Annotated in this window: 16 protein-coding genes and 1 pseudogene; 10 read left to right on the forward strand and 7 right to left on the reverse strand. The window is 76.1% G+C overall.

What is annotated here, in order from left to right; all coding sequences use genetic code 11:
• Window positions 1–48: 48 nt before the first annotated feature.
• A complete protein-coding gene (locus EDD39_RS36775; RefSeq protein WP_123564101.1) occupies window positions 49–267 on the reverse strand; it encodes an MbtH family protein in 219 nt (72 codons plus the stop codon).
• 650 nt (window positions 268–917) lie between these two features.
• On the opposite strand from EDD39_RS36775, the gene EDD39_RS36780 reads away from it, so the two are divergent.
• Window positions 918–1796, forward strand: a complete 879-nt coding sequence (locus tag EDD39_RS36780) for an ATP-grasp domain-containing protein (protein ID WP_123563905.1) — start codon at window positions 918–920, stop codon at window positions 1794–1796.
• 7 nt (window positions 1797–1803) lie between these two features.
• Here the strand turns inward: EDD39_RS36780 and EDD39_RS36785 are convergent, their stop codons facing one another.
• A complete protein-coding gene (locus tag EDD39_RS36785; protein ID WP_123563906.1) occupies window positions 1804–2277 on the reverse strand; it encodes a winged helix-turn-helix transcriptional regulator in 474 nt (157 codons plus the stop codon).
• A 97-nt stretch (window positions 2278–2374) separates the two neighbouring features.
• On the opposite strand from EDD39_RS36785, the gene EDD39_RS36790 reads away from it, so the two are divergent.
• Both EDD39_RS36790 and EDD39_RS36795 read left to right on the forward strand, forming a co-directional pair.
• Window positions 2375–3238, forward strand: a complete 864-nt coding sequence (locus EDD39_RS36790; RefSeq protein ID WP_123563907.1) for an NAD(P)H-binding protein — start codon at window positions 2375–2377, stop codon at window positions 3236–3238.
• A gap of 420 nt (window positions 3239–3658) precedes the next feature.
• A complete protein-coding gene (locus EDD39_RS36795; protein ID WP_123563908.1) occupies window positions 3659–5212 on the forward strand; it encodes an alpha-L-arabinofuranosidase B in 1554 nt (517 codons plus the stop codon).
• A 77-nt stretch (window positions 5213–5289) separates the two neighbouring features.
• Here EDD39_RS36795 and EDD39_RS36800 read toward each other — a convergent pair whose 3' ends face one another.
• Both EDD39_RS36800 and EDD39_RS41810 read right to left on the reverse strand, forming a co-directional pair.
• Complete coding sequence (locus EDD39_RS36800) at window positions 5290–6186, reverse strand: aldo/keto reductase (RefSeq protein ID WP_123563909.1); 897 nt, start codon at window positions 6184–6186, stop codon at window positions 5290–5292.
• 122 nt (window positions 6187–6308) lie between these two features.
• Window positions 6309–6419 (reverse strand): annotated as a pseudogene (locus tag EDD39_RS41810) (aldo/keto reductase); the annotation flags it as partial.
• A 79-nt stretch (window positions 6420–6498) separates the two neighbouring features.
• Between EDD39_RS41810 and EDD39_RS36810 the strand changes: the two are divergent.
• Window positions 6499–7482: a DUF5937 family protein gene (locus EDD39_RS36810; protein WP_208765764.1), complete on the forward strand. Its 984-nt coding sequence runs from the start codon at window positions 6499–6501 to the stop codon at window positions 7480–7482.
• 259 nt (window positions 7483–7741) lie between these two features.
• On the opposite strand, the gene EDD39_RS36815 is transcribed toward EDD39_RS36810, so the two are convergent.
• Window positions 7742–8260 (reverse strand): MarR family winged helix-turn-helix transcriptional regulator, encoded by a 519-nt coding sequence (locus EDD39_RS36815; RefSeq protein WP_123563910.1) that lies wholly within the window; start codon window positions 8258–8260, stop codon window positions 7742–7744.
• 107 nt (window positions 8261–8367) lie between these two features.
• Between EDD39_RS36815 and EDD39_RS36820 the strand changes: the two genes are divergently transcribed.
• On the forward strand, window positions 8368–9822 hold the full coding sequence (locus EDD39_RS36820; RefSeq protein ID WP_123563911.1) for a DHA2 family efflux MFS transporter permease subunit: 1455 nt from the start codon (window positions 8368–8370) through the stop codon (window positions 9820–9822).
• A 407-nt stretch (window positions 9823–10229) separates the two neighbouring features.
• A complete protein-coding gene (locus EDD39_RS42450) occupies window positions 10230–11789 on the forward strand; it encodes an RICIN domain-containing protein (RefSeq protein WP_123563912.1) in 1560 nt (519 codons plus the stop codon).
• A gap of 111 nt (window positions 11790–11900) precedes the next feature.
• On the opposite strand, the gene EDD39_RS36830 is transcribed toward EDD39_RS42450, so the two are convergent.
• Complete coding sequence (locus EDD39_RS36830; protein WP_123563913.1) at window positions 11901–12356, reverse strand: SRPBCC family protein; 456 nt, start codon at window positions 12354–12356, stop codon at window positions 11901–11903.
• Window positions 12357–12631: 275 nt separating this feature from the next.
• Here EDD39_RS36830 and EDD39_RS36835 point away from each other — a divergent pair, with 275 nt between their 5' ends.
• The 3 genes from EDD39_RS36835 to EDD39_RS36845 all read left to right on the forward strand — a co-directional run bounded on the left by EDD39_RS36835 (window position 12632) and on the right by EDD39_RS36845 (window position 14633).
• A complete protein-coding gene (locus tag EDD39_RS36835) occupies window positions 12632–13237 on the forward strand; it encodes a VOC family protein (protein WP_123563914.1) in 606 nt (201 codons plus the stop codon).
• 65 nt (window positions 13238–13302) lie between these two features.
• Window positions 13303–14367, forward strand: coding sequence for an alpha/beta fold hydrolase (locus EDD39_RS36840; protein WP_123563915.1), 1065 nt, complete (start codon window positions 13303–13305; stop codon window positions 14365–14367).
• A 38-nt stretch (window positions 14368–14405) separates the two neighbouring features.
• Window positions 14406–14633, forward strand: a complete 228-nt coding sequence (locus EDD39_RS36845) for a hypothetical protein (protein WP_123563916.1) — start codon at window positions 14406–14408, stop codon at window positions 14631–14633.
• A gap of 12 nt (window positions 14634–14645) precedes the next feature.
• Here EDD39_RS36845 and EDD39_RS36850 read toward each other — a convergent pair whose 3' ends face one another.
• A complete protein-coding gene (locus tag EDD39_RS36850) occupies window positions 14646–17414 on the reverse strand; it encodes a helix-turn-helix transcriptional regulator (RefSeq protein ID WP_123563917.1) in 2769 nt (922 codons plus the stop codon).
• Between the two features lie 262 nt (window positions 17415–17676).
• On the opposite strand from EDD39_RS36850, the gene EDD39_RS36855 reads away from it, so the two are divergent.
• Complete coding sequence (locus EDD39_RS36855) at window positions 17677–19632, forward strand: FUSC family protein (RefSeq protein ID WP_425269813.1); 1956 nt, start codon at window positions 17677–17679, stop codon at window positions 19630–19632.
• Window positions 19633–19666 lie beyond the last annotated feature (34 nt).

A 19666-nucleotide genomic window follows, 5' to 3' on the forward strand; every position in this document is an offset into this window, starting at 1 on the left:
GTCCGGCCCGCGTCAGCAATCCTTTAAATCAGATGATCTGATCAAGCGTCAGTCGGTGTCGGACTCCATGGCTGCCACCAGGGAGGCCGGGCGCATGTCGGTCCAGACCCGGTCGATCAGGTCCGTGCACTCCTGCCGCGACCCCTCGGGGCCCACCTGCTCCCAACCGCCCGGAACGTCGATGTGCGCAGGCCAGAGCGAGTACTGCGCCTCCGGGTTCACCAGCACCAGGAAGCGTCCGGATTCGTCGTCAAAAGGATTGCTCACGTTGCCCACCCCTTGCATCGCCTTGTGTCGGTTGCTGTTCCGAGCCCGCTCGGCGCCCCTGTCGGACCACCCCCGGACCCCTTTCGTCGGACCGCCCGCCACCGCCCCCGTGCGGATCGTTCCGGTGTTCCCCGTTCCGGCTTTCGAGCGTCTCACGATGCGGGGGTGACAGCACCCCGATCATGGACGCCCGAAATCCGTCCGGCGCACAACCCGGCGTATATGACATCCGCCGGCGCACGACTACCCCCGAAAAACATATCTATTCCTATCACGTCATTGGACGGGTCGAGGCCGCTATCGGCGATCGCTCTGTTACCGCCGCGTAATCATTCAGATGAGCGAATACGAAAAAGCCCCAGTCATATGCCGTGGCGCCCGTTTCCGCCCGTACGCGACCATCGGGCGCCCGACCCGTCCTGATCCGCCCCACTATCGCCCGAATCGCTCCCGGCCCACCCCGGCGCTCTCCCCGCGACCCCCTGCGCCCCTCCCGCACCCGCCGTGCCCCCGTGCGCCCGCCGTACGCCCCGCCGCGACCCGTGTCCCCACCCCGCCGCCGAGGGCGCGGGGCGCACCGCCGGGCCCCTGCCGGCGGCCGGGACGGGCCGCGTAGAGTGGCCGCTCGCCCACCGGGAGAGGACGGCAGCGTGCGCGAGCGTTCCGGGATCCTGTTCGTCACCGACCTCGCCTACCCGGCGCAGGGACGCCGGTACGGCGACGAGGACGTCTTCCTGACCTCGCGGCTGCGCGAGGAGTTCGACCTGGCGCTGTGCCACCCGCGGGACGCGGCCGCACTGATGGACGGCTTCGACGCGGTCGTGATCCGCAACAGCGGCCCGGTGCTGCACTACCGCGAGCAGTTCGACGCCTTCCGCCGCCGGGCCGCCGAACGCGGCACCCGGGTCTACAACCCGCTGACCGGCCGCGGCGACATGGCCGGCAAGGACTACCTGCTCGAACTGACCGCGGCCGGCCACCCGGTCATCCCCACCGTCGACCGCCCGGCCGACCTCCACCTGCTGCCGCCGGCCGAGCGGTACGTGGTCAAGCCCAAGGCCGGCGCCGACTCGATCGGCCTGTCCGTGCTCGACCGCGCGCAGCTGACCGACCCGTCCACGCGACCGCCCCTGGACGGCATGCTCGTCCAGCCGCTGATCGACTTCCGCTACGAGGTCTCGTTCTACTTCGTCGACGACGCCTTCCAGTACGCCCTGCACGCCCCCGACCCGGCCCGCCGCTGGGAGCTGACGCCCTACCGGCCGACCGGGCCCGACCTGGACTTCGCCCGCCGCTTCATCGACTGGAACACCATCGAGCACGGCATCCAGCGGGTCGACGCCTGCCGCACCGCGACGGGCGAGCTCCTGCTGGTGGAGCTGGAGGACCTCAACCCGTACCTGTCGCTGGACGTCGTCCCGCAGCCGCAGCGGGACGCGTTCGTCGCCGCGACCGCCGCCTCACTGCACCGCTTCCTGCGCACCGTGCCGGAGCGCACCGCCCCGGCGCGCACCGCGCCGGGGGAGTGACGACCCCTCAGCGGGCGCTCTTCGTCCGCCCGGGCCGCCCGGTCTGCGGCGCCCGCCCGGCCTGCGATGCCTGCTGGGTCTGCGCCGTCTGCGATGCCTGCTCGGCGTGCGCCGCCCGGGCCGCCAGCACCTCCGGGACGCGCGACTCGGCCCAGCGGGCCAGCGTCCAGACGTGCTGGGCGGCCTCCTCGCCGAGCGGCGTCAGCGAGTAGTCGACGCGCGGCGGGATGACGGCGTACGCCTCCCGCAGGACCAGGCCGTCCTGCTCCAGGGTCTGCAGGGTCTGGGCGAGCATCTTCTCGCTCACCCCGCCCACCGCGCGGCGCAGCTCGCTGAACCGGTGGGTGCCGTCCAGCAGGACCGCCAGCACCAGCACCGCCCAGCGGCTGGTGACGTGCTCCAGGACGCCCCGGGAGGCGCAGCACTCCGAGTTGACGTCCGGCAGGAGGCCGCCGGTCAGTTCCTTCACCCTGAGGTTCATGGAAGTAGCTTACCCACAAGTGGGTACTTCCGATTCGTTAGTGACTTTCCTACGGTGGGTGCGAAAGCCGTCGTCCCACCCCAGGAGCAGCATCACCATGAGCATCGTCGTCACCGGAGCCACCGGTCAGCTGGGCCGCCTCGTCATCGACGCCCTGCTGGCCCGCGTCCCGGCCGCCGAGGTCGCCGCCGCCGTCCGCGACCGGGGCCGGGCCGCCGACCTGGCCGCCCGCGGCGTCGAACTGCGGGAGGCCGACTACGACCGGCCGCAGACGCTGGCCGCCGCGATCCGCCCGGGCGACACCGTGCTGCTGATCTCCGGCAGCGAGGTCGGCCGCCGGACCGCCCAGCACACCGCCGTGATCGAGGCCGCCAAGGCCGCCGGAGCCGCCCGCCTGGTCTACACCGGGGTGCTGGGCGGCCCGGACGCCGACTTCCGGCTCGCGGACGAGCACAAGGCCACCGAGCAGCTGATCCTCGACTCCGGCCTGCCGTACACCTTCCTGCGCAACGGCTGGTACACCGAGAACTACACCGCGCTGATCCCCGTCCAGTTGGAGCACGGCGTGGCCGGCAGCACCGCCGGCGGCCGGATCGGCACCGCGACCCGCGCCGACTACGCCGCCGCCGCGGCCGAGGTGCTGACCGGCGAGGGCCACACGAACCGGGTCTACGAGCTCAGCGGCGACACCGCCTGGACGCTCGAGGAGTACGCCGCCGAACTGTCCCGGCAGAGCGGCCGCGAGGTCGCCCACCACGAGCTGCCGGCCGAGGCCAACCTCGGCGTGCTCACCGGCGCGGGCCTGCCCCCGCAGCTCGCCGAGATCCTGGTCGACGTCGACGTCTCCGGCATCGCCCGCGGCCTGCTGGCCGGCGGCAGCGGCGACCTCGCCCGCCTGATCGGCCGCCCCACCACCCCGCTGTCCACCACCGTCGCCGAGGCCCTCGCCGCCACCCGCTGAGCCGAGCCCGCTGAGCCGAGCCAGCCGAACCGAATCCGGCCGAACCGAACCGGCTGAGCCGAGCCCGCCGGGCCCGCGTCCCTCTCCGAACCCGACCGTCCGGCCCCGCCCCTGGAAACCGCCGAGGGGGGAGGGGCCGGACGGCTGCGGCCCGGGCATTGTGAGCGATAACAACCGGCGGGGCAAGGGTGCTGCGCCACCGTCGTGCCGATCCGCCGCAGGTGGGGGCGAATCCGGCCGGGGGCCTTGACGGGGACAGGGCGAGCCTCCAGAGTGATGCCCGGCCGCCGATGAGCCGAACTCCCCACTGCCCCAACCGGTTCGGGTTTGGTCCAGGGCGAATTGTTAGCGCTAACAATCAGGGCGGCCGCCCGGGCCCAGCCCGCCCCGCACCCCCACCCACCAGCGAGGAGCCCACCCTTGACCGTCCACACCTGGCTGCGCCGCGCCCGGCGCACCCTGCTCGCGGTCGGCGCCACCACGGCCCTGACCGCCGCGCTGATCGCCGGCACCGAGACGGCCTCCCAGGCCGCCACCCAGGGCCCGTGCGACCTCTACGCCTCCGGCGGAACGCCCTGCGTGGCGGCCCACTCCACCACCCGGGCCCTGTACGGCGGGTACGGCGGCGCGCTCTACCAGGTCCGCCGGGCCTCCGACGGCGCGACCAAGGACATCGGCGTCCTGAGCACCGGCGGCTACGCGAACGCCGCCGCCCAGGACTCCTTCTGCGCCGGCACCACCTGCGTCATCACCGTCATCTACGACCAGTCCGGCCGCGGCAACAGCCTCACCCAGGCCCCCGCCGGCGGCGCCGCGGGCGGCCCCGACAACCTCGCCCCGGCCACCGCCGCCCCCGTCACCGTCGCCGGGCACAAGGCGTACGGCGTCTACGTGGCCGCCGGCACCGGCTACCGCAACAACAAGACCAACGGCATCGCCACCGGCGACCAGCCCGAGGGCATGTACGCCGTCCTCGACGGCACCCACTTCGGCGGCGGCTGCTGCTTCGACTACGGCAACGCCGAGACCAACAACCTCGACACCGGCAACGGCCACATGGAGGCCATCTACTTCGGCGACAGCACCATCTGGGGCTCCGGCACCGGCAAGGGCCCCTGGGTGATGGCCGACCTGGAGAACGGCCTGTTCTCCGGCGTCAACGCGGGCTACAACGCGGGCGACCCGAGCGTCAGCCACCGCTTCCTGACCGCCATGGTCAAGGGCGCCCCCAACCTGTGGGCGATCAAGGCCGGCAACGCCCAGTCCGGCGGCCTGTCCACGTACTACAACGGCGTCCGCCCGAACGTCTCCGGCTACAACCCGATGCACAAGGAGGGCGCGATCATCCTCGGCATCGGCGGCGACAACAGCAAGTCCTCCAGCGGCACCTTCTACGAGGGCGTCATGACCTCCGGCTACCCCACCGACGCCACCGACAACGCCGTGCAGGCCAACCTCAACGCCGTCAACTACCAGGCCGCAGCCGTCACTTCGAGCAACCTGGCGGTCGGCTCCCGGGTTTCGCTGAAGGCCACCACCGCCTGCTGCACCGGCGACTACCTGCGGCACAACGCCGACAGCACCGTGGCGATCTCCCCGCTCAGCTCCGCCAGCTCCGCCGCCGACCGCACCGACGCCACCTGGATCGTCCGCTCCGGCCTCGCCAACAGCGCCTGCCTGACCTTCGAGTCGGCCGCCGCCCCCGGCCAGTACCTGCGCCACTACGGCTTCCAACTGCACACCGCGGCCGGTGACGGCACCGCCGTGTTCAACCAGGACGCGACCTTCTGCCCGCAGGCCGGCCACAGCGGACAGGGCTTCTCCTTCCAGTCCGCCAACTACCCCAACCGCTTCATCCGCCACTACGCCTACACCGGCTACGTCGCCGGTGACGGCGTCGGCGGCAACACCTGGGACAACGCCGCCAGCTGGAGCGAGGACACCTCCTGGCTCGCCGCCACCCCGCTGTCCTGACCCACCCGCACCCCCGACGCGCCGCCCCGCCCCGCCGGACCCGACACCGGCGCCGCGGGGCGGCGCACCGCGATCCCTCAGCCCGTGCTCCCCGTCCCCCGGGCCGTGCTCCCCGTCCCCCGGGCCGTGCTTTCGGCCCCGGCGCGGTGCAGCGCGTCGAGCCGGTCGAGCTCGGCCGCGGACAGCCGCAGCGCACCCGCCGCGACGTTGGCGGCGAGGTGGGCGGGGTCCCCGGTGCCGGGGATGGCCAGCACGTGCGGGCCGCGGTGCAGCGTCCAGGCGATCCGGACCTGCGCGGGGGAGACCCCGTGCGCACGGGCCACTTCGAGGACCGCCGGGTGCTCCCCGCGCCCGGCCGCCCCGTGCTGCCGGCCGTCGGCGGCGATCGCGTAGAACGGCACGAAGGCGACGCCCCGCGCCCGGCAGAGCCCGACGAACGCGTCCTGCTCGGGCCGGACCCCGAGGCCGTACATGTTCTGCACGCACACCACGGGCGCGATGGCCTGCGCCTCGTCCAGGTGGTGCGGCAGGACGTTGGACAGGCCCAGGTGCCGGACCAGCCCGGCCGTCCGCAGCTCGGCCAGCGCGCCGAACCGCTCGGCGACCGAGCCCGCGCCCACGACCCGGAGGTTCACCAGGTCCAGGTGGTCGCGGCCGAGCTGGCGCAGGTTCTCCTCCACCAGCCCGCGCAACCGGTCCGGCCCGGCGTGCGGCAGCCACGCCCCCGACGGGTCGCGCGGCTGCCCGACCTTGGTGGCGATCACCAGGTCCTCGGGGTAGGGCGCCAGCGCACGGTTGATCAGCTCGTTGGCCGAGTGCAGCGGCGAGAAGTAGAAGGCGGCGGTGTCGATGTGGTTCACGCCGAGCTCGACGGCCCGGCGCAGCACGCCGAGCGCCTGCGCCCGGTCGCGCGGGACGGCGCCGGACACCAGGCCCTGCCCGGCCGATCTTGCCGGGCGCGCGCCGCCGGGCATCCCGGCTGGAAGCACCGGCGAAACACCCAAGTACACCCAGTACGAGGGCGTTCCGCCGGCACTCCCAGCCGGGCGCCCAACGACGCGCGCCGATCCGACAAGATCGACCGGACAGGGCCTGGTGCCGGGCCGGTCTGGGCCAGGCGCATCGCGCCGAAGCCGATCCGGCGCACCGTCAGGTCGCCCAGGGTCCAACTGCCCGCCGCCGCGGCGGTGATGGTCTGCGAGGTCATGCCGGGAATGATCGGCGGGCCGCTACAGTGGCGGCCACCGATTCGGGGATGCCCGAATCCTCGAGGAACGGGGGCCGCGATGGCCGAACTGGCCCTCCCGGCGGGCGACCTGGCCCGGATCCGGTTCGCCGTCTCGCCGATGTGGCAGGTCGTCAGCAGCTTCCGGCTGCTGCGTGCGGGCACCGCGGACCGGGTCCACCGGCGCTGGCTCGACCAGGTGCGTCCCCGCACGGCCGCCGCCGGACTCGACCGCGGCTGGCTCGCCGAACTGATCCCGCCCGCCGGGTCGTACGCCCCCGACTTCCTCACCCCCGCCCCCGCCACCCCGGCCCCGACCCTGGAGCAGGAACTCGCCGCGCTCACCGCCGCCCCCGCCGACCGGGTCCGCGCCGACCTCGACCACCTCCGCCACCACCAGGGCCCGCCCGGCCCCCGGGCCCGCGCCCTGCACGCCGACCCGCCCGCCGCGCTGCCCCGCCTCGCCCAGGAGATCCGCGCCTACTGGGAATCGGCCCTCGCCCCGTACTGGCCGCGCATCCGCGCCCTGCTGGACGCCGACGTCTTCCACCGCACCCGGCAGCTCGCCCGGCACGGCACCGGCCGCACCCTCAACACCCTGCACCCCCAGATCAGTTGGGACGGCCGCACGCTGCACCTGGCCCGCCGGGCCCGGACCCTGGCCGGCCACACCCCGGGCACCGGGCTGCTGCTGGTCCCCACCGCCTTCAAGGGTCCCGGCCTGTCCACCCGGATCTCCCCGCCGGACCCGCCCCAACTCGCCTACCGGGCCCGCGCCGTCGGCGACCTGTGGCAGCCGCGCGGCCGCACCGCCGCCGCCACCGCCGCCGTCCTGGGCCGCGCCCGCGCCCTGCTGCTGGCCGAACTCGACACCCCCGCCACCACCACCGAACTCGCCCACCGCACCGGCCTGTCCCCGGCCCACGTCTCGCAGAACCTCACCGCCCTGCGCGACGCGGGCTTCGTCACCGCCCACCGCACCGGCCGCAGCGTCCTGTACGCCCGCACCGCCGTCGCGGAAGCGGTGCTCGACGCGGGCCGCTGAGGCCCGGCACCGGCCGGAACGCTACCGCCCGCCCCGCCCCGCCCGCCCCGCCCCGACGACGTCGGCTCAGCCGGGGCCGTCCTCCCCCTCCTGCTCGCTGCGGGAGCCCGCCCGGGCCGCCGCGAGGAAGACGGCCAGTGCCGTCACCGGGCAGGCCAGCACGAGGCCCAGCAGGACGTAGCGCACGACGACCCCCTCCTTCTGTTCACGAACCCTTTCGGCGCGAAGGGCCGTCAACCTGACCCCGGCGGGCGGACTTTCACCCGTCGGTGTCATCACCGCCGTCGCTGCTGCCGCCGCCGCCGCTGCCGCTGCCGCCGCTGCCGTCGGCGACCGCGCTCCGGATCCGCCCGAGCAGCACGCGCAGCTGCTCGCGCTCGGCGCCGCCGAGCGCGCCGGTCGCGACGGCGAGCGCGGCCCGGTCGAGCTCCTCGGCCTCGCGGTGGCGCCGCTCGCCCTCCGGGGTGAGGGTCAGCAGGAAGGCGCGCCGGTCGGTGGGGTGCCGGACGCGTGCGAGCAGGCCGTCGCGTTCGAGGCTGTCGACGATCGTGGTGGTGGTGCGGGGGGCGTTGCCCACGTGCTCGGCGAGGTCGCGCATCCGCAGCGGGCCGTCCGCGAGGGCGAGGACACGCAGGGTGCGCAGCCGGGCGACCGAGGCGCCGTGCTCGCGCAGCCGGCCGTCCACGAAGGTGCGCACCCGGTGGGTGGTGTCGAAGAGTTCGTCGATCAGGACGTCGCTGCTGCCGAACCGTTGCCGCGGCGCCGCTTCCTCTGCCATGCCGTGCCTTCCCCATCCTGTTGCGGGATCCCGGGTGGGATCCGGTCGTCCGCGCCGGGCCGAAACAGACTTTCTGAGCATACTCATACTGAGTATGCTCAGCTTCTATGAGCACCCGCCTGGGCCAGCGCCGTGTCGTGCCCATCATGGCTGTCCTGACCACCTTCATCTGCATCGTCGACGGTGCGATCACCACCGTCGCCCTCCCCAGCATCGCCCGGCAGTTCGACCTGACCCCGGCCGCCCTCACCGGCGTCGTCGTGGTCTACCCGGTCTGCCTGGGCATGATGATCCCCGCCTCCGCCTGGCTGGTGGAACGCTACGGCGGCCGCCGCCTGATGCTGCTGTCCCTGTCCGCCTTCACCGCCGCCAGCGGCCTGTGCGGCGCCGCCCCGGACCTGACCGCCCTGGTCGGCGCCCGCGCCCTGCAGGGCCTGGCCGCCGGCCTGCTCATGCCGACCTCGCAGGCCCTGCTCTTCCGCACCTTCAGCCAGGCCGAACAGGTCCGGCTGTCCCGGCTGATGGTCATCCCGCAGCAGATCGCCCCCGCGATCGCCCCGCTGCTCGGCGGCCTGCTGGTCACCGGCCTGTCCTGGCGCTGGGTGTTCTACGTCAACGTGCCCTTCGGCGCGGCGGCGGTGCTGTTCGGCGCGCTCTTCCTGGCCGAGCACCGCGACCACGCCGCCGGCCGCCTCGACCTGCCCGGCCTGCTGCTGTGCGGCGCGGGCACCGCCGCCCTGATGTACGGCGTCTGCGCGGGCCCGGACCTCGGCTGGACGGGGCCGCCGGTGCTCGGCGCCCTGACCGCCGGCGCCGTGCTGCTCGCGGTCGCCGTCCGGCACCAACTCCGCACGCCCGAACCGATCCTGCGCCTGCGCCTGTTCCGCGACCGGCTGTTCCGCGACACCAACCTGATCAGCCTGGTCGGCTACGTCCCGATGATGGGCGCGATGTTCCTCGGCCCGATCTTCATCCAGGAGGCCCGCGGCGGCAGCGCGCTGGAGAGCGGCAGCACCACCTTCACCGAGGCGTTCGGCGTCCTGGTGACGATGCAGCTGGTCGGCGCGGTCTACCACCGGGTCGGACCGCGTCTGATCATCGGCACCGGCCTGCTGGGCGTCGCCGCCGTGATGGTGCTGTTCGCCACCGCCGGCCCCGACACCGGCCTGTGGACCTTCCGCTGCTACATGTTCCTGCTCGGCCTGGCCATGGGCGGGGTCTTCATCCCGACCACCATCGCCTCGTTCAGCACCGTCGCCCGCCCGGACGTCGCCCACGCCGCCACCCTCAACACCGTGGTCCGGCAGACCGGCAGCGCCCTCGCCCCCGCCGTCGTCACCTCGGTGCTGGTGTTCGGCGCGACCGGCCAGGAGCGGGTCCACCCGCCGCTGGCCGCCTACCAGCTCAGCTACTACGTCCTGGCCGCCGTCGCCCTCGTCGCCGCGCTCTTCGCCTTCACCGTGCCCGACGGCCCCGCCCGCACCACCGCACCGGCCCCCCGCCCCGCCCGCCGCTCCGCCCGCCGCTCCGACGCCGACCGCCCCCGCCAGCGGATCGGCTGACCGGCCGCCGGCAGATCGGCCGACCGGCTGCCCGCGCGCCGCGCCACCGGCCGTCCGCAGGCTGCGCCACCGCCCGTGCCCGCCGCGCCACGGGCTGCGCCCGCTGCGCCCCACTGCGCTCCGACGAGTGGCGCAGCCCGCCCCGGCGGCCGGTCGCCGGGGGTGCCCCGGGGCGTCCGCCGGGGGCGCACGGCCGTCGCCGACGCGCGGGGCACACACCGGAACCCCACAAGCGGCGGTGGTGATTCCGTGCGCCCCTGGCGGGCGCCGCGCGCCGAACGGACGATGGCTCACGCCCCTGACGGACCGTCAGAAACCGGTGCGCCGGGGCCCGGCCGGGGCCCGCCCGGCCGTCCTGCGCCAGGTCCGCCGACCGGCGGGCCCGGGCACCTCCCGGAAGGACGTCCATGTCACACCGGTCCACCACCCTGCTCCGCCTGCTGGTGCCGGCGGCGCTCGCCGCGGGCGCGCTCGTCCCGCTCTCCGCGGGCGTCGCCTCCGCCGCCCAGCCGATCTGCCTGAGCGGGAACCTCCAGTTCGACTACCAGTCCGCCGAGGCGGGCACCACCAAGCCGACCCTGACCCGGGCCGCCCGCAACGCCTCGGTCGAACTCTGGGGCCGGGAGAAGTCGACCGACACCGACCACAAGCTCAACACCGACACCCAGCTCACCGGCGCGGCGGACGGCTCGTTCAACCTCTGCTACACCCCGGTCGGCACCACCGCGATGGACCACCTGTTCGTGCGCTTCGCCACCCGCAGCAACCAGGTCTGGCGGGTCGCCGACGCCACCGGCACGGTCTACACCTACGACACGCCCACCCAGAGCAACATATCCACCAGCCTCGCCCTCGGCACCGTCAAACCCGCCACCGCCGCCCGCGCCTGGCACGCCTTCGACACCGTCAACCTGCTCTGGTCGCACCGGGCCAACTCCACCACCCCGTGCTGGACCGCCGCCGAGGCCAACGCCGCGACCTGCACCACCCTCACCGTCCGTTGGCAGTCCGGCTCCACCGACGGCCCCTGGTACGACCTGTCCAACACCGTGCACCTGGCCGACGCCGACCCGGACTCCGAGCACACCGTGCTCCACGAATCGGGCCACTTCTTCCAGAACCGGCTGTACAACAGCACCTTCCCGACCGTCACCAACTGCAGCCCGCACTACATCCAGGCGGTCTCCTCCGCCACCTGCGCCTGGACCGAGGGCTTCGCCGACTCCGCGGCCGCCTACCTGCTCGGCGACCAGCGCTACGTGTGGTCGGACGGCTCCTCCTACCCGTTCACCCCCGCCGCGGGCTGGCAGACCGGTGACCAGGTGCAGGGCAACGTGGACGGCGCGCTGCTCCGGCTCTGGAACCAGGTCGACGGCAGCTGGGACCGCACCGTCGCCACTCTCGCCTCCCACACGCCCGCCACCTTCGCCGACTGGTTCAAGAACGTCCGCCCGACCGCCGTCCCGCCGCTGTCCACCACCGGCACCGCACTGACCGCCCTGGACACCAACGCCATCAACTACGGCCCCACCGTGGTCGGCGACAACGCCTACCACGCCCTCAGCAACGGCGGCGGCGTCGCCCTCCAGCGCGGCGGCACCTGCAGCGGCAGCATCCCCTCGGTGGCCGAGTTCGCCGCCCTGGACACCACCCGGGCCTCGCAGCGCTGGAAGTTCACCGCCAACGGCGACGGCACCGTCCGGATCTACGACAGCTGCCTGATCCCGCTCTACCTCACCGCCCCCACCACCGCGGGCGGCCAGATCTCCCTCACCGCCGTCAACCTCGGCGCCGCCAACCAGAAGTGGCAGGTGACCCAGAACTCCTCCGGCACCTACACCCTCACCAACCCGGCCACCGGCTTCGCCCTGGACGGCAACGCGACCGCGGGCCAGGCCGTCACCGCCAACACCGCCTCGGCCGCCTCGGCCGGCCAGAACTGGGCGTCGGTCTTCTCCATCTCCTGACCCCGCCCCGCCCCGCCCCACCCCGCAGCCACCCCGCAGCGACCCGCCCGGGCCCCGGGGCCGGACACACCGTCCGGTCCCGGGGCCCGGGCGCGTTGCCCCGCGGCCGGGTCACGGGCGGGCCAGCCCGTGGCGGGCCTCCACCGCCGCGACGGTCTTCCGCAGCGCGCCCCCCAGCAGGCCCTTGCCGACGCCGCCCAGCAGCAGGCCGGTGACCCGGCCCTTGAGGTTCTTGCCCTCGCGGACCACCACGACGTCCAGCCGGGTCGTCCCGTCGGGCAGCGGCGTGAAGGTGTAGGTGTGCCCCGAGGCGCCGCCCCAGACGTTGGAGTCGACCGTGGTCATCACCACCCGGTGCGGGTCGGACCAGTCGTAGTGCAGCCGCTCCCAGACGCCGCCCGAACCCTCGGTGACGTCGGCGCGGCCGGGGCCCTCCGCGTGGACCCGCAGCGACTCGTCGGCGCTGTTCGGGAACAACTCCCGGCGGCCCGGGCCGAAATCGGTCAGGCACGCCACGAACTGCTCCGGGGTGGCCGACGTCCGCTCGGTGAAGTGGATGGTTGCCATGGGTCGCTCCTGCGCTGCTCGGATCGGTCGGTCGAACGGGCCCCAGCCTCCCCGGCGACCGCACCCCGCCGAGCCGGTGGCGGACCCTGGCCCGGGACGACCCGTGCCCGGGCCCGGGCCCGGGCCCGCACCCCCGGCCCGCGCCCCTGGCCCCCGGCCCGCGTCCCTGGTCCCGGGGGACCAGGGTCCGCCACCGGCTCGGCCGGGCGGCGGACCCGGGATCGTGGTCGGTGCGACGCCGACCGGCGTCCCGGAGCGCAGCGGAGGAGCCGACGATGGTGGAGTTCAAGATCGAGGTCGTGGTGGTCCCGGTGTCGGACGTGGACCGGGCCAAGGACTTCTGGACCCGGATCGGGTTCCGCGCGGACGTCGACCACAGCGGCCCCGACGGCTTCCGGGTGGTGCACCTGACCCCGCCCGGCTCGGCCGCGTCGCTGATCGTCGGCAGCGGCGTCACCGCCGCGGCGCCGGGCTCCGAGCACGGCGTGCACCTGATCGTGGACGACGTCGTCGCGGCCCGCGCCGAACTCGCCGCCGCCGGGGTCGAGGTCGGCGAGGTCTTCCACGACGCCGGCGGCGTCTTCCACCACGCCGGCACCGCCGAACGGCTCGCCGGCCCGCACCCGGCCCGGCGGTCGTACGGCTCGTTCGCGTCCTTCGCCGACCCCGACGGCAACACCTTCGTCCTCCAGGAGGTCACCGAACGCCTCCCCGGCCGGACCGACCGGGCGGTGTACCGCTCCGCCGCCGCCCTCGAAGCGGCCCTGCGCGACACCGCGGCCGCCCACGGCCGGTACGAGGCCGAACTCGGCCACCCCGACCCGGACTGGCCCGCCTGGTACGCCGCCCACCTGGCCCGCGCGGCCGGCCTCGCCGACTGACCCCCCGTCACCTCCCCTCCCGCCAACCGCCACGGGGCGCCACGCGCCCCCGGAAAGGACCGGACATGATCAGCAGGCGCACCTTCACCACCGCGGTCGGCCTCGGCCTCGGCACCCTCCCGGCCCTCGCCCCGCCGGCGGCCGCCCGCACCGCCGCCACCCCGGCCACCCTGTCCGTCCAGGCGGCCCCGGACACCGCCCCCGGCACCCGCACCGGGTTCACCGACCTGCGGCAGGTCCGGGCCGGCGTGCTCGACATCGGCTACGCGGAGACCGGCCCGGCGCACGGGCCGACGGTGATCTGCCTGCACGGCTGGCCGTACGACATCCACAGCTTCGCCGACGTGGCACCGCTGCTCGCGGACGCCGGCCACCGGGTGATCGTGCCGTACCTGCGCGGCCACGGCAGCACCGCCTTCCTCTCCCCGACCACGCCCCGCAACGCCCAGCAGTCCGCGGTCGCGCTCGACGTCATCGCCCTGATGGACGCCCTGGGAATCCACCGGGCCACGCTGGCCGGCTTCGACTGGGGCTCACGGACCGCCACCGTCGTCGCGGCGCTCCGGCCGGAACGGGTCAGGGCCCTGGTGCCGGTGAGCGGCTACCTGGTCACCAACGTCCCCTCCCAGCGCGACCCGCTGCCCCCGAAGGCCGAACGCACCTGGTGGTACCAGTACTACTTCGCCACCGACCGCGGCCGGACCGCCATGGAGACCCGGCAGAACCGGCACGACCTGGCCCGGCTGGTCTGGGAGGAGGCGTCCCCCACCTGGGACTTCGACGACGCCACCTTCGAACGCACCGCCGCCGCCTTCGAGAACCCCGACTACGCCGCCATCGTGGTCCACAACTACCGCTGGCGGCTGGGCCTGGCCGACGGCGAACGCCGCTACGACCGCTACGAGCAACTCCTCGCCGCCCGCCCGCCGGTCACCGTGCCGACCATCACCCTCGACCCGGCCCTCGACCCGTTCCTGCCCGCCACCGACGGCGCCGCCTACCGGAAGTTCTTCACCGGCCCCTACGAGCACCGCGTCCTCACCGGCACCGGCCACAACGCCCCGCAGGAGGCCCCGGCCGCCTTCGCCCGGGCCGTGCTGGACGCCGAACGCCTGGCGGCGGGACAGTGAGCGGCGGGACGGGGAACGGCGGGACGGGGAACGGGGGGATGCGGGGCACCAGGACGGTGAACGTCGGGACGGGGAGCGGCCCGGACGCCGACGCGCAGGCCGCCGCCGCCCGGCGCGTCCGGTTCGGCGCCCTCCCCGAACGGCCCGCCCCCGCCGACCTGGTCGGGGAGCGCCCGGTCCCGCCACCCCATCGGACCGCCCCCGCCGACGACCCCGACAGCAGGGCGGCCCGCTTCTCCTGCCTGGCCGCGGACCTCGGCCTCTGAGCCCGCCGCCCGTCACCCGCCGGAGAGGGCGCCGCCGAGCTCGCGGCGGGAGGCGACGCCCAGCTTGGTGAACACCTTGCGCAGGTGCCACTCCACGGTGCGCGGGCTGAGGAACAGCTGCGCACCGATCTCCGCGTTCGGCTGCCCGTCGGCCGCGAGCCGGGCGATCCGGGCCTCCTGCGGCGTCAGCACGGACTCGCCCGCCTCCGGCCGGCGCACCGTCTCGCCGGTGGCCAGCAGCTCCCGCCGAGCCCGCTCCGCGAACGCCGCCATCCCCGTCGCCACGGCCGCCCCGTGCGCGGCGCGCAACTCCTCGCGCGCCCGGGCCCGCCGGTTCTGCCGGCGCAACCACTCGCCGAACAGCAGCCGGGCCCGGGCCTCGAACCCGCCCAACCCGCCCCGGGCGAACCGGTCGACCGCCTCGCGGTAACGCTCCTCGGCCCGCTCCGGCTCCCCGGCCAGCGCCTCCGCCAGCGCCCCCGCCCCCAGCGCCCAGGGCGTGCCCGCCCGGGCCCAACCGGCCAGCTCCTCCCGCGCCCCCGCCGCCGACTCCGGCCGCCCCGCCCGGACCGCCGCCTCGACCAACTCGCCGCACGTCCAGTGGTACACGCCGAGATCCCGGTACGCGGCCCCCTCCACCGCCGCCTCCAACGCCGCCGCGTAGGCACCCTGCCCGTTGTGCAGCACCGCCCGCGCCAGCGCCGCCACCGCCACGAGCCGCCCCGGCCCGCCCGGCCCGCGCTCCCCGGCCGACGCCGCCGCCGAGAACCGCTCGGCCGCCGCCAGGACCGGCCGCTCCCGCCCCTGGTACGCGTCGAGCAGCACGGACACCGCCGCCCGGTCCGCGTCACCGGCCCCGTCCGCCCCGCCCCCGACGGCCGCCGCACCGGCCAGCAGCGCCCGCCCCTCGGCGAAACGCCCCGCGAAGCCCAGCGCGGCCGCCCGGTGCGGCAGCGCCGCCGCCAGGGTCGACAGCGCGCCCGTCGCCCGGGCCGAGCGCACCGCCCGGTCGGTGACGTCCAACCAGGCCCCGAGGTCGCCCAGTTCGGCGGCGGCGTCCACCACCGCCCCCAGCAGCGCCGGGTCCTCGACCTCCGGGCGGGCGGCCAGCGCCCGCGCCAGCAGCGGCTGCGCGGCGGCCGGCCCGTCCGTGCTCCACCCGGCCAGCGCCCGCAGCAGCACCCCGGCCGGCTCGTCGCCGGACGGCAGCGCGTCGGCGGCCGCGGCGACCAGCCGCAGCGCCCCCGGGTCGGACCGGCCGGCCCGGACCGCGGTGCCGAACGCGGTCAGGCAGGTCTCCCGGGCGGCGGCCGGGTCCAGCCCGTCGAGCCGCCGCACCGCGTCCAGCAGCGGCCGCACCGCCGCCGACCCCCTGCCGGTCAGCGCCGCGGCCCGGGCCCGCAGCCGGTGGACGTGCGCCTGCTGCAGCAGGTCCAGCGGCCCCAGCTCGGCGGCGGCCAGCAGATCGGGCACCCGGGCCGTCGACCCGGCCGACAGGTGGGCCGCCGCGGCCGCCAGCGCCCGCCGGGCCTGCCCCTTCGGCTCGGGGCTGAGCGCGGCGGCCCGCTCCAGGAAACCGGCCGCGGCCGCCCGGCCGCCGCGGGCCAGCGCCCGGTCGGCGGAGTCCTCCAGCGCGACGGCGACCCGCTCGTCCGGCCCGGCCGCGGCGTGCGCCAGGTGCCAGGCCAGCCGGTCGGGGTCGCGCCCGCCGTCGGTGGCCCCGGCCAGCGCGCGGTGGGCGGCCCGCAGGGCGTCCGGAGCCGCGGCCCGCCACACCGCCGAGCGCACCAGCGGGTGCCGGAACCGCACCGGGGCGCCCAGCACGATCAGCCCGGCCGCCTCGGCCGGCGCCGCCGCCTCCGGACCGACGCCCAGCAGCCGCAGCGCGTGCCACAGCAGCGGCCCGTCGCCGACCGGTTCGAGCGCCGCGACCAGCAGCAGCGCCCGGCTGTCGGCCGGCAGCGCCTCGACCCGGCGGCGGAACCCCTCCTCCACCCGGGCGGGCGGCGGACCGGACCCCGGCCCGCCGAGCCCGAACGCCAGCTCCGCGGGCGACAGGCCCCGGGGCAACTCCAGCAGCGCCAGCGGGTTCCCGCCCGCCTCGCCGACGATCCGGTCCCGCACCCGGGCGTCCACCGGCCCCGGCAGCGCCCGCTCCAGCAGCGCCCTCGCCTCGGCGTCGCCCAGCCCGGGCAGCGGCAGCTCCGGCAGCCCGGCGAAACCCCCGTCGCCCGCCCCGTCCACCGTCCGCTCGGCGAACACCAGCAGCACCGACTCGCGGTCCAACCGGCGGCCGACGAACGCCAGGATCCGCTGCGACATCAGGTCCAACCACTGGGCGTCGTCCACCAGGCACACCAGCGGCCCCGCGGCGGCCGCCTCGGCGAACAGGCCGAGCACCGCCATCCCGACCAGCAGCATCTCGGGCGCCGCCCCCGCGCTCAGGCCGAACGCCACCCGCAGCGCCTCCCGCTGCACCGGCGGCAGCCCGCCCAGCCCGCCCAGCCCGCCCGGCCCATCAGGACCGTCAGGCCCGTCCAACAGCGGCGCGCACAGGCGTTGCAGCGCCGAGTACGCGAACTCGGACTCGGCCTCCACCCCGGCCGCCCGCACCACCCGGAGCCGACCCGCCCGGCCCGCCAGCTCGTCCAGCAGCGCCGACTTGCCGGCCCCGGCCTCGCCCCGCAGCACCAGCACCCCACTGCGCCCGTCCCGGACGTCCCGCAGCAGGCCGTCCAGCACCGCCGACTCCCGTTCCCGCCCGAGCAGTTGCACCACCACGCGGTCCGACCTCCACCCTTCCGGTCCGTCCCCCTCCCGGAGGAGCCGCCCCCATCCTACGAACGGCCCCCGCCGCCGTCCGCCGCCGCAGCGGCCGCGCACCGGCCCCTACCTGCGCGGATCACCTGATATACAGCGGGATGTGCGCGGATCACGTCCTTCGTCGGTGGTGGGTGCGGCGAGGGTCCTGTCGCCGCGGGGCGCTCTGGCGTTGAGCGGCGCGGACGGCGCGCTGCTGTTCGCGGTGCGGGCCGCGCTGGCGATGGCGCTGCCCGCGGTGCCGCTGGTGCTGGCCGGCCACCCCCGGCTGTCGGTGTACGCGATGCTCGGCTCGTTCACCACGACGTTCGGGCGCGGCCTGCCCTACCGGCGCCGGGCTCGGGTGCTGGCCCTGGTGGCGCTGGCGATGACGGCCGCGGTCGGCGCCGGGTCGCTGCTCGCCGCCCGGGTGGGGCCGGACGGCGGCCGGGGCGGCGCGGCCGCCGTGGTGGCCGCCACGGCCCTGGTCGCCGGGGCGGCCAAGTTCGGCTGCGACGCCGCCCGGCTCAGCGGGCTGGGCGCCGTCCTGCTGCTGTTCTCCTTCGCGGTCGCGGCGAACGGGGCCCCCACCGGCCCGGAGGCCGCGGCGCAGACCGCAGCCGCCGCGCTCGGCGCCGCCGTGGCGTGGGCACTGTCGGTGTCCGGCCGGCTCTGGCACCCCGACCGGCCGCAGCGCCTGGCCGCCGCGGCCGCCCTCCGCGCGGTCGCCGACCTGCTGGAACGCGCCCCCGGCCCGGCCCGCTCCCGGGCCCGGCACCGGGCCACCGGCGCCGTACTACGGGCCTACGGCACGCTGGAGACCCACCCACCGACCAGGTCCGACCAAGGCGGGCGCGGCGGCCCCTGCCTACAACTGACCGACCTGTGCTGGTCACTGCTGGTCCGCTCGGCGGGCAACCACCCCGAGAACCCGGCAGCCCCGGCGCATCCGGCAACCCCGCCAGTTCTGGCGAATCCGGCAGACCGCGCAGCCCCGGTCGGCCCAGCCGACCATGCAGCCCCGGCCGCTTCGGCGGATCCGGACGACCCATCAGCTCCGGCCGACCCGGCCGCCCGCGCGACCACGACGGATTCGGCAGCCCAGGCGCATCCGGCAACCCCGGCAACCTCGCCACCTCCAGGGGCCCCGGCGAATTCGGGTCACCCCGCAGTCCCGGCCGGCTCGGCCGGCCGGGCGGCTCCGGTGGGTTCGGCAACCCCGGCGGTCTCGGCCGACCTCCCGGTGCGGCTGCGCGCCCAGGCCCGCCTGCTGGCCGACGGGAGCCTCCGTTCCACGGTGCTGCTGGCCGATCTGGCGGCGCCGGCCGGCAGGCCCCCGGACGGGTCCGGCCGGGACGGGGGCGGATCCCCGTCGCGGCCCGGGCCTGTCGGCCGCCGCACGGCCGAACTGCTGGCGGGCCCCGGCAGTCGGCGGCACCGGGCGGCGGTCCATGCCGTGCCCGCGCTGCGGATGGCGCTCGGCACCGGCGTCGCGGGCGGGCTGGCCCTGCTGCTGGGCCTCGGGCACGGCTACTGGGCGGCCCTGACGGCCGCGGCCGTCCTGCACTCGGTCAGCCTCCGCACCACCACTCACCGGGCGGTGCAGCGCACCCTGGGCACCCTCGCCGGGCTGGCGGTCGCGGTCGCCGTGCTGGCCGCCGGGCCCGGACCCGGGCTGCTGGTGGCGGTGATCGTGCTGCTGGAGTTCCTGCTGGAGTACGCCGTGGTGCGCAACTACGCGCTGGGCGTCCTGTTCGTCACGCCGCTGGCCCTGCTGATGAGCGACCTGGCGTCGCCCGCCTCGGCCGAGGACCTGGTGCTGGACCGGGCGCTGGGCAGCGTGCTCGGCATCGCCGTCGGCCTGCTGTGCGCGCTCCTGGTGGTGCACGACCGGGCCGCCGTCCGGGTCGAGCGGGCGCTCGCGGCCTGCACCGCGGCGGCCGGCCGGGCCGAACGCGCCCTGGCCGCCGACCGGTTCGGGCCGGCCCCGGACGACGGCGCCGAGGCCCGGCCCGACGTCCGGACCGAACTGGCGCAGGCCGTGGTCGAGTTGCGGGAGGCGGACGACGCGGCGGCCGGCGAGCTGTGGGAGACCGGCGTCGACCCGGCGGAGCTGGCCGCCGCGGAGGAGCGCGCCTACCTGCTGCTGGGTCGGCTGCACGGCAGCGGGCACCGCCCCGGCAGGCCGGACCGGCCCTGAGCGGAGCGGCCCTGAGCGGAGCGGTGCCCGCGGC

Source organism: Kitasatospora cineracea, from assembly GCF_003751605.1.
Lineage (GTDB): Bacteria > Actinomycetota > Actinomycetes > Streptomycetales > Streptomycetaceae > Kitasatospora > Kitasatospora cineracea.

Coding starts and splice junctions, on each gene's coding strand:
- EDD39_RS36785 (WP_123563906.1), bottom strand. CDS start 2,277: ATGAACCTCAGGGTGAAGGAACTGACCGGCGGCCTCCTGCCGGACGTC.
- EDD39_RS36790 (WP_123563907.1), top strand. CDS start 2,375: ATGAGCATCGTCGTCACCGGAGCCACCGGTCAGCTGGGCCGCCTCGTC.
- EDD39_RS36800 (WP_123563909.1), bottom strand. CDS start 6,186: ATGCCCGGCGGCGCGCGCCCGGCAAGATCGGCCGGGCAGGGCCTGGTG.
- EDD39_RS36810 (WP_208765764.1), top strand. CDS start 6,499: ATGGCCGAACTGGCCCTCCCGGCGGGCGACCTGGCCCGGATCCGGTTC.
- EDD39_RS36815 (WP_123563910.1), bottom strand. CDS start 8,260: ATGGCAGAGGAAGCGGCGCCGCGGCAACGGTTCGGCAGCAGCGACGTC.
- EDD39_RS36820 (WP_123563911.1), top strand. CDS start 8,368: ATGAGCACCCGCCTGGGCCAGCGCCGTGTCGTGCCCATCATGGCTGTC.
- EDD39_RS42450 (WP_123563912.1), top strand. CDS start 10,230: ATGTCACACCGGTCCACCACCCTGCTCCGCCTGCTGGTGCCGGCGGCG.
- EDD39_RS36830 (WP_123563913.1), bottom strand. CDS start 12,356: ATGGCAACCATCCACTTCACCGAGCGGACGTCGGCCACCCCGGAGCAG.
- EDD39_RS36835 (WP_123563914.1), top strand. CDS start 12,632: ATGGTGGAGTTCAAGATCGAGGTCGTGGTGGTCCCGGTGTCGGACGTG.
- EDD39_RS36840 (WP_123563915.1), top strand. CDS start 13,303: ATGATCAGCAGGCGCACCTTCACCACCGCGGTCGGCCTCGGCCTCGGC.
- EDD39_RS36845 (WP_123563916.1), top strand. CDS start 14,406: ATGCGGGGCACCAGGACGGTGAACGTCGGGACGGGGAGCGGCCCGGAC.
- EDD39_RS36855 (WP_425269813.1), top strand. CDS start 17,677: ATGGCGCTGCCCGCGGTGCCGCTGGTGCTGGCCGGCCACCCCCGGCTG.